At 65.2% G+C, this 12,657-nt stretch carries 9 protein-coding genes and 1 pseudogene; 5 read left to right on the top strand and 5 right to left on the bottom strand.

Features of this window, described 5'->3' with window-relative positions:
- Positions 1–57 precede the first annotated feature (57 nt).
- Both EJV47_RS00045 and EJV47_RS00040 read left to right on the top strand, forming a co-directional pair.
- Positions 58–456 carry a hypothetical protein gene (locus EJV47_RS00045; RefSeq protein WP_126691108.1) on the top strand — a complete coding sequence of 133 codons (399 nt, stop codon included), beginning with the start codon at positions 58–60 and terminating at the stop codon, positions 454–456.
- 214 nt (positions 457–670) lie between these two features.
- The gene (locus EJV47_RS00040; protein ID WP_243650961.1) at positions 671–2,974 is read left to right on the top strand and encodes a TonB-dependent receptor; all 2,304 of its coding nucleotides are present in this window, start codon (positions 671–673) and stop codon (positions 2,972–2,974) included.
- A gap of 338 nt (positions 2,975–3,312) precedes the next feature.
- Here the strand turns inward: EJV47_RS00040 and EJV47_RS00035 are convergent, their stop codons facing one another.
- On the bottom strand, positions 3,313–5,688 hold the full coding sequence (locus tag EJV47_RS00035; RefSeq protein WP_165903554.1) for an alpha-amylase family glycosyl hydrolase: 2,376 nt from the start codon (positions 5,686–5,688) through the stop codon (positions 3,313–3,315).
- 241 nt (positions 5,689–5,929) lie between these two features.
- Here EJV47_RS00035 and EJV47_RS00030 point away from each other — a divergent pair, with 241 nt between their 5' ends.
- Both EJV47_RS00030 and EJV47_RS00025 read left to right on the top strand, forming a co-directional pair.
- Complete coding sequence (locus EJV47_RS00030) at positions 5,930–6,769, top strand: murein L,D-transpeptidase catalytic domain family protein (RefSeq protein WP_126691106.1); 840 nt, start codon at positions 5,930–5,932, stop codon at positions 6,767–6,769.
- A gap of 172 nt (positions 6,770–6,941) precedes the next feature.
- Complete coding sequence (locus EJV47_RS00025) at positions 6,942–8,054, top strand: FUSC family protein (RefSeq protein WP_126691105.1); 1,113 nt, start codon at positions 6,942–6,944, stop codon at positions 8,052–8,054.
- 97 nt (positions 8,055–8,151) lie between these two features.
- Here the strand turns inward: EJV47_RS00025 and EJV47_RS00020 are convergent, their stop codons facing one another.
- From EJV47_RS00020 to EJV47_RS00010, 3 genes are all read right to left on the bottom strand, one after another.
- On the bottom strand, positions 8,152–9,213 hold the full coding sequence (locus EJV47_RS00020) for an Ldh family oxidoreductase (protein WP_126691104.1): 1,062 nt from the start codon (positions 9,211–9,213) through the stop codon (positions 8,152–8,154).
- A gap of 95 nt (positions 9,214–9,308) precedes the next feature.
- A complete protein-coding gene (locus EJV47_RS00015) occupies positions 9,309–10,268 on the bottom strand; it encodes a Ppx/GppA phosphatase family protein (protein WP_126691103.1) in 960 nt (319 codons plus the stop codon).
- 105 nt (positions 10,269–10,373) lie between these two features.
- The gene (locus tag EJV47_RS00010; RefSeq protein ID WP_126691102.1) at positions 10,374–11,267 is read right to left on the bottom strand and encodes a class I SAM-dependent methyltransferase; all 894 of its coding nucleotides are present in this window, start codon (positions 11,265–11,267) and stop codon (positions 10,374–10,376) included.
- Between the two features lie 288 nt (positions 11,268–11,555).
- Here EJV47_RS00010 and EJV47_RS00005 point away from each other — a divergent pair, with 288 nt between their 5' ends.
- A complete protein-coding gene (locus tag EJV47_RS00005; protein ID WP_126691101.1) occupies positions 11,556–12,521 on the top strand; it encodes a hypothetical protein in 966 nt (321 codons plus the stop codon).
- 23 nt (positions 12,522–12,544) lie between these two features.
- Here the strand turns inward: EJV47_RS00005 and EJV47_RS29075 are convergent.
- A pseudogene (locus EJV47_RS29075) lies at positions 12,545–12,657 on the bottom strand (IS982 family transposase); the annotation flags it as partial.

The following is a 12,657-nucleotide window of genomic DNA, read 5'->3' as shown; positions in this document are numbered from 1 at the left end:
ACAGCCATTTAACAACCAGCCATTTAGCAATTCAACCATTTAACCATTCACTTCCAGATGCTCCGCCGCCTCACCGTGCTGCTGCTCCTGCTCAACTACCTGCTGGTAGTGGGGTGCGGCTGCGTGGGCCGGCGGGCGGATAATTGGGAGCAATACCGGCCCAAGCGGGCCTACGTCCACAGCCTCACCTGCCAGCGCGACCATGCGCTGCGCCTCGACTGCTTCGACCGCTGCAACGGCGACCAGCAGTACTGGACGCCCCGGCTGCCGGGGGAGGATATCTGGCACCATATAGCGGCTCAAGTGAACGGACCGGACGTGCACTTGCTGGCGGAAACAGCTTTGCTGCCGCCGCGCCCGGCCCTACGCCAGCCCCGGCCCGTCTACCCCCGGTGGACGGCCGCGCTGGCCCTGGGCATTTCGGCTGAGCCGGAGGCGCCGCCGAGACGAGGATAAACCGCCCAAGCCGACGTTTTCGGCTGGTTTTCTGGTGCTCAGGCCTGGCCGATTCTGGGCGTCATTTTCTCGCAGAGGTGCGCGGAGGTTGACGCGGAGGTTGGCTACGCCTTCCTTCGGGTCGCAGAGGCGTGAGTACCGCGTGTTTTATCTTCTCATCCTGCTGGCCGCTGGTTCCCGCGCGGAGTCCCTGCGGCCGCCCTGCCGCTATTTTATGCCCTCACTGCTACCCACGCGCCGCCCGTTTCGGGGGATGGGCCGGGCGTTGCCGTTCTTCCTGCTTTTCCTGCTGGCGCTGAGTGCCCGGGCCCAGACCCTGGCCCTGCGCGGAGTGGTGCTCGACTCGGCCAGCCACCGCCCGCTGCCCGGCGTGACGGTGCGCCTCGACGGCCGGCCCAATGACGGGGCCACCACCGATGCCCTTGGCCGCTTCCGCCTGGGCGGCCTTCCCGCCGGCGCCTACCAGCTGCGTATTTCGGCCCTGGGCTACCGCAGCCAGACCACCGCGCTCAGCGTGGCCGCCACGCCCGAGCCGCTGACGGTGGCCCTGGTGCCCACCGCCCTGCAGCTGGCCGAAGTCACCGTGGCCCAGCCCCGCGACCTGAACCAGAGCGTGGCCGCCATTACCAGCGTCGACCAGCAACTGCGGCCCGTCAACTCCGCCCAGGACTTGCTGCGGCTGGTGCCGGGCCTGTTCATCGCCCAGCACGCGGGCGGGGGCAAGGCCGAGCAGATTTTCCTGCGCGGCTTCGACGTGGACCACGGCACCGACTTCGCCGTGAGCATCGATGGTATGCCGGTGAACATGGTGTCGCACGCCCACGGGCAAGGCTACGCCGATTTTCACTTCGTCATTCCCGAGACGGTGGAACAGCTGCGCGTCTACAAAGGCCCGTACTCGGCCCGGTTCGGGGATTTTGCCACCGCCGGCGCCGGCGAATTCACCACCAAAACCAGCCTGGAGCAAAGCCAGGTGAAGCTGGAGGTGGGCCGCTACGGCACCAAGCGCGGGCTGCTGATGCTGGATTTGCTGGGCCAGCGCGGGCACCTGTTCAGCAAAAAAGGCCAGGAAAGCGCCTACCTGGCCACCGAGTACTACTTCACCAACGCCTACTTCGAGCAGAAGCAGCACCTGAACCGCTTCAACGGCCTGCTCAAGTACACCGGCCAGCTCTCGGAGCGGGCCACGCTGGCGGTGAGCGGCTGGCATTTCAACTCCCGCTGGGACGCCTCCGGGCAGATTCCCGAGCGGGCTATTCAGGAAGGCCTGATTACCCGCTTCGGCGCCATCGACCCCACCGAGGGCGGCAACACGGCCCGCAGCAACGCCAACCTGCAGCTGACCGTGGACCTCCCGCACGACGCGGTGCTGACCCAGCAGCTGTACTACTCGCGCTACGATTTCAACCTCTACTCCAACTTCACCTTCTTCCTGCAGAACCCCACGGACGGGGACCAGATCCGGCAGAACGAGGCCCGGCACCTGGCCGGCTACCGCGGCACCTACGAGCGGGGCTTCGCCGTGGGCGGCCGCACCCTGCGCACCACCCTGGGCCTGGGCACCCGCCTCGACGACGTGGCCCTGGCCCTGCGCCGCGCCGTGCGCCGCCGCGTGACCGATACGCTCGTCAGCGGCCGGGTGCGGGAGCAGAGCTATTTCAGCTGGCTCGACGCCACGCTGCCCCTCTCGGACCGCCTGACCCTGAACGCCGCCGCCCGCCTAGACTACTTCCGGTTTCGCTTCCGCGAAGACCGTTTTGACTCCCTCTCGGGCCGGGCCGCCAAAGCCCGCGTGAGCCCCAAGCTGAACCTGTACTACCAGCTCAGCCCGGCCGTGCAGCTGTTTGCCCGCTCCGGCCTGGGCTTCCACTCGAACGATGCCCGCTCGGTGGCCGTGGGCGCGGCCGGCACCCTGCCGCGGGCCATCGGCTACGAAATCGGCTCCAACTTCAAGCCCCTGCCCGAGCTGGTCATCAACGCCGCCGTGTGGGCCCTGCACCTGCAGGACGAGCTGGTGTACGTGGGCGACGAGGCCGTGGTGGAAAGCGCCGGCCCCACCCGCCGCCTGGGCGTAGATGTGGCCCTGCGCTACCAGCTCAGCCCCTCCCTCTTCGCCGACGTGGACCTGAACTACAACCGCGGCCGGGCCGTGGGCGCCCCGAAAGGGGAAAACTACATTCCGCTGGCGCCCAGCTTCACCAGCATCGGCGGCCTCACCCTGAAGCGCCCGAATGGCCTGAGCGCCAGCCTGCGCTACCGCCACATCGACAGCCGCCCGGCCAACGAGGACAACTCCGTGCGCGCCCGCGGCTACTTCCTGCTCGATGCCGTAGCCAGCTACACCCACCGCCGCTACCAGCTGGGCCTGACGGTGGAAAACCTGCTCGACGTGGACTGGAACGAGGCCCAGTTCGACACCGAAAGCCGCCTACCCAACGAAGCCGAGCCGGTATCGGAGCTGCACTTCACCCCCGGCACGCCCTTCTTCGCTAAGCTCAACGCCAGCTTGTTTTTCTGAGGGTGAGGGCGGCAGAACGAGGAAAAACAACGTCATCCTGAGCGCAGCGAAGGACCTTCCTCGAACCTCGCACCGCCGCTGATGCCAATGTGCAGACGCTATTCTGCTGGGATTGTAAGAGCGTAGCCGCCGCGGCTCGGGTAATAGGGCGTTGGTGGCTGCGCTTCTTTGTAGCTACCGCTATTACAAAGCGTCTGCACTTCGTCTGTAGCGGCGGTGCTGGGTGTGAGGAAGGTCTTTCGCTGCGCTCAGGATGACGTTCTGAATAATTTCCATCAGACAGCAAAAAGCCGCCCCCGAACTCGGAGGCGGCTTTTTAACACTCACTCAGGTTGGGTTTACTTCACCACCAGCTTGCGCGTGAGGTGCAGTTCGGGTACGCTCACCGTGTACACGCCGGCCGGCAGCTGGCCCTGGGGCCGCAGGCGCGTGGTCGTGGAGCCGGGGTAGAGCTTCAGGTTTTCCTGGTGCACGCGGCGGCCGGTGAGGTCGTGCAGCTGCAGCGTTACCGTCTGTTCCTCCGGCGCCACCAAGGTCAGCTCGATGCGGTCCGACATGGTCGGGTTGGGGTAGAGCTGCAGGTCGGCGGCTACGTCGAGGCGGGTATCGGCGGTGCTGGCCGGGGTGGCGCTACGGCCGGCGGTAGCGGTGTTAATCACCGTGGGGGCCGTGTACGTCACCTTCACGAAGGCTTTCTGGGCCGGGTTGGTGGTGGCGTTCTGCCGGGCGCGCAAGGTAATCCAGCCGTCGGCGGAGGGCGTGTAGGTGCCCGTGAGCGTGCCGGTGCCGGTTTTGCTGCTTACCAGGGTGCCGGCCGCGTTGTACAGGCCCACTACCAGCGAGTAGGCGCCGTTTGAGGGGAACAGGTTGTAGCTGACGGTCTTGCCCGCGCCCACGTAGATGCGGCCGGCCGTGCGCCAGGCCGTGGAGCCGGCCGGCAGCTGCCCGCCCTGGCCCAGGGAGCGGCTGTCCCGGTCGCCCAGGTCGTCGGCCAGCTCCCACTCCTGCGTCGTGCTCATGGCGGCGCGCACGTAGTTGGTGCCGATGTTCACCGGGGCCCACACCGAGTAGCCCCGGCGGCCCGAGGCGGCCGTACCGTTGCAAGGCGGCGTGTTGATGCTCACCGTCTTGGAGCCGCTCACCGTCACCGTGGCCGTGCCATTGGCGCCGGAGTAGTCCTTCAGCACCGTGCCCGGGGCGAAGTCGCACGACACGGTGTTGTTCTGCCAGGCGGAGAAGTTGTCGTTGATGCCGATGATGGCCTTGGTGCTCCGCTCAATGACGAGGTGGTCGGCGGCCTGGTAGCGCACCTTGTAGGCCCCGTCCTTGAAGCGCAGGTTCTGGTGGCACCAGATCAGGTTTTCCAGGTCCGAGCGGGTGGGCAGGTCGGTGGTATTGGTGGGCCGGTGCGAGAACCGCTTGCCGGTGTTGCCCACGTTGAACAGGTCCTCGAAGAAAATCTGCGGGCTGCCGTCCATGGCCAGCGCCGCGGCGTAGGCCGGGGAGAGGCGCACGTCGAACGGGTCGATGTGCGGGGCCAGCTCCGAGCCGGTGTTCCAGCCGGTGTAGTTGCCGGTGCTGCCCGTCTGCGGCCGGAAGGTGTCGTGGTTGTTCACGAAGGGCACCGTGCGGTGCACGTACTGCCCGCCGATGTTCACCACCCGCGTACCCTGCTGGTAGCCCGGCAAGGAGCCGATGTCGAAGTTGCCCCCGCCGCTGACGATGTTGTAGATGCCGTTGCGCAGCCCGAAGTCGAAGGTGCCGGAGCGGTTCTGCACGTCGGTGCACCACTGGTCGAGCTGGCTGCCGCCGCCCACCCATTCGCCCACGGCGTACATGGTGGCCCCGCCGTTGGCCCAGCCAGCGTTGCTCTGCAGGTTATACAGGAAGTCCTCGGTGGCAAAGGCCGGGAAGTGCTTCACCGCGTCGAGGCGCACTCCGTCAAAGCCCACCTGCTTCTTGTACCAGATCATCCAGTTGCGGGCCTGGGTGCGCATGTAGTCGGCGCTCTGGCTGGGGTTGAAGGTGGCGTTGGAGCTTTGGCCGTACGAGCCGTTGTAGAAGCTCACGTCGGGCCCAAAGTATACCGCGTTCAGGTCGCCGGAGGTAGAATTATTGCCGGGGTTGGGGTTGAAATTCTGCCAGTTTTTCGGCCAGCGGCCCGAGCGCGCCAGGTAGTTGGCGGCGTCCTCCGCCGAAGCCGGCGAGTTGTAGGAAACGTAGCGGAAGTTTTTGTACTTACTCGTGGTGTAGTCTTCCCAGGCCGCCGGGTCCTGCCCGCCCGCGCCCGACTGCGAGCCGGCCCCGTCGACGTGGTTCAGCACCACGTCCTGCACCACCTCGATGCCGTTGGCGTGGAGCACGGCCACCATGCGCAGCAGCTCATCCTTGGTGCCTAGGCGGGTGCCCACGAAGCCTTTCTGATACTTGTCGCCCAGGTCGTAGTGGTCGAAGGGGGAGTAGCCGTTGCCCTGGTTGCCGTTTTTGATGCTCGGCGGAATCCAGACGGCGTCGACGCCCATGGCCTTGAGGCGGGGCGCCAGCTCGGCCAGGTAATTGGCCCAGCCGTTGGGGTAGTTGGAGTTCCAGTAGTCCCACCAGAAGCCCTGGACGACCACTTTGGATTGTGCTTGTGCGGGGGAGCCCAGCAGCAGGGCCACGCCGAGGGTGGCCAGCGTCCCCAGGCGGGACGCGGTGCGCCAGAATTTCAGCATGCGTAGATGTTTGGGAATGCGTTCGGGAAAAAAGGACGAAACCGGGATGCGTGCACTCATTCCGGGCTGGTAAGTTGCGGAATATTTTTAGCTTCCCCAATCGTTTGCGAAGTTTTCGCCGCCCCCCGCGGAATCATCCGCCGCCCCGGGGCGTTGTATATTCATTGCAGCCTATATCGAAGCCGCATCGTATAGACATCAGCAGGCCCTAAGGGCCCAGTTGCCGAAACGAACCTCTCCGATGGAAAAGCACAATAACGTCGTTCACCGCCTGCGCCTGAAGGTTCAGGCGCGCCGCATTGCCCGCCGGGCCTTGCCGTTCGTGGCTTCGCTGTTCCTGGCTACGCCGCTGGCCGGGCCGGTGCGTTCTTCGCAAGCTCACGGCCAAGCCAGCAGCGTGCGCATTCCGGCGCCCAGCCCGGTGGCGCTGCTCAGCCAGGGCACCCGCCAGCTCTACGACGAGCTGAACCTGCAAGCCCAGGGCCTCAGCTTCCAGGTGTTTGAAAAAGCCTACACCGGCTACCTGAACCTGCGCGCTGAGGGCAAGCTCGACCCCACGCGTCAGCTGCTCACCGTGGCCGATTTCTCCCTGCCCTCCACCGAAAAGCGCCTCTGGGTGCTTGATCTGGGCCAGAAGCAGGTGCTGTTTCACACGCTGGTGGCCCACGGCCACAACTCCGGCGAGAACATGGCCACCAACTTCTCCAACCAGAACGAGTCGAACATGAGCAGCCTGGGCTTCTACGTGACCGATACCGAGTACGTGGGCAAGCACGGCCGCTCCCTGTACCTCGACGGCGTCGACACGGGCTTCAACGACAACGCCCGCGACCGGTCGGTGGTGATGCACGGCGCCGACTACGTGAGCGAAGACTTCATCAAGCAGAACGGCCGCCTGGGCCGCAGCCTCGGCTGCCCCGCCCTGCCACTCGACCAGTACGCCGAAATCATCGAAGCCGTGGGCGGGCGCACCTGCCTGTTCCTCAACGGCAACGACCCGGAGTACCAGTCGCAGTACCTGGACACTGACGAGGCTGCCCGCACCTACGCCAGCCTCGGCAGCAGCGGGCAGGCGGTGTAATGACGACTTACCCTTGAACGGGGCGAAGGCAACTGCCTGCCGACCCGTTGGCCCGGTGCGCGAGGCTCGTCCTCGGCGCACCGGGCTTTTTTATGCCCCGCACGGCGCGGTGGCAAGTTGCTGCCGGCTACCGCCCGAAAGAAAGTGACGCTTTTCTTTGCGTCTCAAGTCTATGCAAACCTCTTTACTCCGTTATGCGCCCCGCACGCGGCAGGCCGTGCGCAGCCTCGTGGAGCTGCAGCAGGCGCCCTGGCGCTGGCAGGCAGGCCTGGAAGCCGCCCTGGCCGTGGGGCTGCCCGTGGGACTGTTTACCCTACTTGGGCAGCAGCCCCTGGGCCTGCAGGCGGCGCTGGGCAGCTTCACGGCCCTGTACGGCGCCAGCCTCGCCCGCCCCGACCGCGCCCGGCTGCTGCCGCTGGTAGCCGTCGGTCTGCTGCTGGCCGCCGCGCTGGGCGTGCTGTGCGCCGGCAATCTATGGCTAACCGGCGCCTGCCTCATTTGCGTTAGCAGCCTAGCCGGGGTGCTGACGATGGGTTACCGCCTGGGCCCGCCCGGCCCGATGATGTTTGTGCTGGTGGCCGCCGTGGCGGGGCGCCTCACCGCGCCGGTGGCTTTGGGCGGGGTAGGGCTGCCTGGCCTGCGCCTATTGGGCTTGGTGGCCGTGGGCGCCGCGCTAGCCTACTTGGTGATAGTGACGCCGCTGCTGGGGCCCGCGGTGCGGCGCCGCAACTCTGGCCGCGGTCTGCAAACGATACTGCCGGAATTCAGCCTGCCGCCCGATACGGTGGTTTTGGTGCTGCGCTTGGTAGTAGCCGTGCTGGCCGCTGTCCTGCTCAGTCGGCCGCTGGGGGCTTACCGCACTTACTGGGTGGTGCTGAGCGCGGTGGCAGTGCTGCAGTCCAGCGGTTCGCGGCGGCTGAGCAGCATTCGGGGCGTGCACCGCGTGGTGGGTACGGTGCTCGGCGTGCTGGTATTCGAGGCCCTGATGCTGCTGCACCCGGCGGGCCTGCTGGCGGTGGCTTTGCTGATGCTGCTGCAGGGCCTTACCGAAGTGGTGGTGGCGCGCAATTATGCCCTGGCCCTGCTGTTCATCACGCCCATGGCGCTGCTCAACGCCACCCTCGGCCACCCCGGCACCACCCTGCCCACGGTGCAGGGCCGCATAGTTGATACTTTACTGGGTGCGGGCATTGCGGCGGTGGTGTTCTGGCTGGGCGAGGCGCTGCTGTACTTGCGCCACCCTGCGCCGGAAGCGGGGGCACCGCCAGCTACTGACCAGGACTAGCAAGACTTCTGTTGCCTAAACCGCTTTATAAGTCAGAAGCGCCGCCCGGGCAGTAGCCAGGCGGCGCTTGCGTTTTGGTCGCAGCGGCGGATTGAGGTTACAGCTCCACCCCGAATTTCTGCCCCACGCTCTGCAGGTCGTCCACCACTTTCTGCAGCAGCGGAATACCGTTTGTCAGCCGCTCCTCGGTCATCAGCCTTTCCGGGTCACCGGGGATGAGCACCTGCTGGCCGGGCAATGCTTTGGCGTTGCGGAACGTCTCAATCCACTTGTCCATGTGGGCCTTGAACTCCTGGGCCGGGCGGAAGGCGTCCACGCGCATCACCCCGAAGAAGTGCCCGATGCCCTGGCCTACCGGGTCGGCGGGGGGCTGCAGGAAGGCCACGAACGGTGGCACCCAGGGACCGTAGTTGGCGCCCGACAGCACGGCCGACAGGATGTCGACGGTGGCGCCGAGGCCGTAGCCCTTGTGGGAGCCGGTTTCGCCGCCGAGGGGCACCAGCGCGCCGCCGTTGCGGGTTTCGGTGGGGTTGCTGCTGGGCTGCCCGTCCCGGTCCTGAATCCAGCCGGCGGGGGCGGGCAGGCCCTTGCGCTCCAGGATTTCCATCTTGCCCTGGGCGGCGGTGGTCGTAGCCATATCGAGCACGAAGGGCGGCTGCTCCCCGGCCGGAATGGCTACCGAAATGGGGTTGGTGCCCAGCAGGCGTTCGAGCGAGTAAGTGGGGGCCACCAGCGGCGAGGCATTGGTCAGCGCAATGCCAATCATGTCGTGGGGCAGGGCCAGCATGGCGTGGTAGCCGGCAATGCCGAAGTGGTTGGAATTGCGCACGGCCACCCAGCCCGAGCCGGCCACCCGGGCCTTTTCGATGGCCAGGCGCATGGCGTAGGGCGCCACCACCAGCCCCAGGCCCGCGTCGCCGTCGACCACGGCCGTGCTGGGCGTTTCGTGCACCACGCCAATGCGCGGCGTAGCGTTGATGCGCCGGGCCTCCCAGAGGCGCACGTAGCCGCTGAGCCGCGCCACCCCGTGCGAGTCGACGCCGCGCAGATCGGCCGACAGCAGGGTTTCGGTGGCCTGATGGGCATCTTCCTCGGAGCAGCCCATGCCGCGGAATACGCGCTGGGCGAAGTCAAACAGGCGGTTGTAGTCGAAAGTCAAGGACTGAATGATTGAGTGAGGGATGGGCAATGATTGAATGAGCGAATGACTGAATGATTGATTGCAGAACGACAATCATTCAGTCATTCGCTCATTCAATTATTGGCAAGAAGCATTTCGGCCAGCAAGCCTTCCTTGAGGGCGTAGGCCGAGGCTTTGATGCGGCTGAGGCGGCAGGCGTGCAGCACGAAGTCGATGAGCACGCAGGCCACCACAATCATGTTGGCGCGCATGGGCGTCATGCCCGGCAGGGCCAGCCGCTCGGCGTGGGTGGTGCGCAGCAGCTCGTCGTAGCTGCGGTAGAAGCTGTCGAGGCTGATGTCGCGGGCGGGGGGCTGGCGGCGCAGGTCTTCGCCCTGGCGGGCGGCCTGCAGGTCGCCCAGGGTGTCGAAGGAGCCGGAGGCGCCCACCAGCGTGTCGGGGCGGAAATGCTCCACGGCCGTCAGCATGGGCACCAGCGCGTGGCGCAGAAACTCCTGCTCGGCGCGCACGTCGTCCGGCGTCATGGGGTCGTGGCGGAAAAACTGGTCGAGCAGGCGCTGGGCGCCGATTTCAAAGCTCTGCTTCCAGAATATCTGCTGGTCGTTGGCAATGATAAACTCCACCGAGCCGCCGCCGATGTCCATCAGCAGCTGCGGCTCCGGGCCCAGCGGCACGGCCTGCCGAATGCCCTTGCAGATCAGCTCGGCCTCGCGCGCGCCAGCAATGACCTCGACGCGGATGCCCGTCTGCTCGAAGATGGCCTTCACCAGCTCCCCGCCGTTGCGCGCCACCCGCACGGCGCTGGTGGCCGTGGCCCGCACCTCGTTTACCTGGTGCAGCTCGATTTCCTCCTGAAATGCCTGCAGCGTGTGCAGGGCCCGGTCGAAGGCCGCCGGGGCAATTTCGCCCCGGCTGATGCCGCCCTCGCCCAGCTTCACGCCCACCTTGGTTTGCAGCAGGGTGCGCGGCGGCTCGCCGGTGTGCTGCGGCAGCTCCACGATGAGCAGGTGGAAAGTGTTGGTGCCCATGTCGATAAGGGCCAGGCGTTTTTTAGTGCTTAGTGCTTGGTGCATAGTGCTAGGTGTGGGGCTTGGTGTGGAATGGCTGGCACAGGGGTAGCAAGGCCGGCTAATAGGCAGCCCAACCCAAGCACGAGGCACTATGCACCAAGCACCAAATTAATTCGCAAACCGGCAGAAGGTGCCCAGCGGCAGTTTGCGCTGGCCCCGGTCCTGCAAGTAGATTTCCCCGATTTCGCGCTGGCGGCCGTAGGGCGTATAAATCGTGTCCATCAGGTTGTCCAGAATCAGGGCGGAGAAGCCGATGGAGTAGAGGTTGATGACGTAGAAGTGGTCCTGCGGGTCGAGCAGTTCGCGGCAGAGCTTGAGCATCTCGTTGAGCTGGTCTTCGAGCTGCCACTTCTCGCCGTTGGGCCCGCGGCCGTAGGAGGGCGGGTCGAGGATGAGGCCCTGGTACTTGTTGCCGCGCTTCACCTCGCGCTGCACGTACTTGAAGGCGTCTTCCACCAGCCAGCGCACCCCGTCGAGGCCGGAGGCTTCCATGTTGTCGCGGGCCCAGAAGTTCACCTGCTTCACCGAGTCGAGGTGCGTGACATCGGCGCCGGCGGCGCGGGCGGCCAGGGTGGCCGCGCCGGTGTAGGCAAACAGGTTGAGCACCCGCGGCTTCTCGGCGCGGCGCTTCATGGTTTGCTCGTAGATGAACTGCCAGTTGGGGTCCTGCTCCGGGAACAGCCCCACGTGCTTAAACGACGAGAGGCCCAGGCGGAAGCGCAGCTTCAGGCCGTCGGGCCGCTCGTAGCTGATAACCCACTGCTCGGCCATGCCCGGCTTGAGCTTCCACTGGCCCTTTTCGGTGGCCGCGTTGGCGCCCTTTTCGCGGGTGAAGGTGGCGTGGGCCCGGTCCCACTCGCTCTGGGGCAGGTGCGGGTCCCACACGGCCTGGGGCTCGGGGCGGCTGAGCACGTAGCGCCCGAAGCGCTCCAGCTTTTGAAAGTTGCCGCTGTCGAGCAGCTCGTAGTCGGGCCAGGGACTGGTGGTGAGGAAGGAGTACATCGGGGGCAAAAGTACGGCTTTCGGGTTTGGCAGGTCGGGGCTGGTTACCTTGCGAAATCCAATGGTTTCGGCCCTATGCCTCTTGTTAATCCGGAATGGCCGCTCTTTGTAGTGCCTCATGAACACCAGAAAAATACCTGCCGGCTAGCCCGTATTGCGCCTGATGGGCAGATTCATAGGATGCGGCCGCGGCTCCCATTCCCGTTTACACGCTTTGGGGCGCGCAAGCCGCACGCGGTTAGCGCCACTTGGGTAATAGGGCTACTACCCTTCGACCCGCGAGAGCCGGTGATACGGCTTTTTCGTGCGCGCCTGAGAGCCAATGGCCAGCGGCTGGAACGACTGCCCGACATCGAACTCCATCCGGCGTTGGCAGTTCATTCTTTGCTACTCGATGGTGACTGGCTGTATCTGGGTGGTGGAGTCAACCAATGGGCTTATCAAAACCTGAGCAACAAAGAATTACCAGCCGGCGAGTATTTCAGTCGGCTTCGGCTGTCGGATACTGCACCCACGCTTATACCAATACCCCTGCCCGTAGCCTTTGGCCCAGGCAAAGCCATTGATGATTTGCAGCGGGACGCCTACGGCCAGTTGCTGGTCTTGGACAACATTTTAATGCCCAAATACCTGTTTTTCTACAGACTGCAAGGAGGCGAGCCTCCGACCTGGGCAAACACTCATAAGCTGCCATTTGCCCGCGTCAACGAAACCTACAAGCGGGCCAGTTGGAACGAGCAGTTTATCGTGCTGCTTTCTGGCAGCGTAGGCATGGGCGGCAGCGGGCGTTACATTTCCGTGTTGCGGCGCTCTGATTTAAAGCCCGTGTGGTTTGCCGGCATGTACCGCTGGCACCGCTTTGACTGGGATGAAATGACGAAGCCCAGCCCGTATCTTTTTGACGCGGTGGTATGCGGCTCCAAAGTGGTTTTCGCGGCCGGACTGGGTGGACTGGGCTACGCCGAATTGCCGCTGGTTCCCTGGCCCCGGCGCCGCGCCAGCTATGGGACTTACGAGTATTGGCCCAACGGGCGGGACCAGCCGGGCGCCTGGAAGCGTAACCGGCCTTACGAATTTGAACCCGAACTCGACCTGCACACTGTCGGCCCTACCTCAGCGGCTGTTTGGCTCTCACCCGCACCTGAACAACCGGCTATAGTAGAAACCGTGCGGGTTGCTCATCAAAACGTGCTTGTACTTACCGGACGGGCCGGTCCAGGAGAATTAGAGGTCTGTTGGACACACTTGATTTAGCAATAGCAAACCCAAGTTGCGGGTTACAGTCCGAAGCGGTCGATTGCGTGTACAAAGACGAAGAGGCCGATTTTAAGGGCGAAGCCGGCGGCCGTGGTGGCGTGGATCTTCTTGGGGAAGCGCTCAGTCAAGCCGC

Origin of the sequence: Hymenobacter gummosus (genome assembly GCF_003970915.1) — a bacterium.
Taxonomy (GTDB): Bacteria; Bacteroidota; Bacteroidia; order Cytophagales; family Hymenobacteraceae; genus Solirubrum; species Solirubrum gummosum.
This window is presented reverse-complemented; position numbering and strand designations above follow the sequence as displayed.

Bases quoted from the DNA above. Each gene is read 5' to 3' on its own strand.
- EJV47_RS00040 (WP_243650961.1), top strand. From the start codon at position 671: ATGCCCTCACTGCTACCCACGCGCCGCCCGTTTCGGGGGATGGGCCGG.
- EJV47_RS00025 (WP_126691105.1), top strand. From the start codon at position 6,942: ATGCAAACCTCTTTACTCCGTTATGCGCCCCGCACGCGGCAGGCCGTG.
- EJV47_RS00015 (WP_126691103.1), bottom strand. From the start codon at position 10,268: ATGCACCAAGCACTAAGCACTAAAAAACGCCTGGCCCTTATCGACATG.
- EJV47_RS00030 (WP_126691106.1), top strand. From the start codon at position 5,930: ATGGAAAAGCACAATAACGTCGTTCACCGCCTGCGCCTGAAGGTTCAG.
- EJV47_RS00045 (WP_126691108.1), top strand. From the start codon at position 58: ATGCTCCGCCGCCTCACCGTGCTGCTGCTCCTGCTCAACTACCTGCTG.
- EJV47_RS00010 (WP_126691102.1), bottom strand. From the start codon at position 11,267: ATGTACTCCTTCCTCACCACCAGTCCCTGGCCCGACTACGAGCTGCTC.
- EJV47_RS00035 (WP_165903554.1), bottom strand. From the start codon at position 5,688: ATGCTGAAATTCTGGCGCACCGCGTCCCGCCTGGGGACGCTGGCCACC.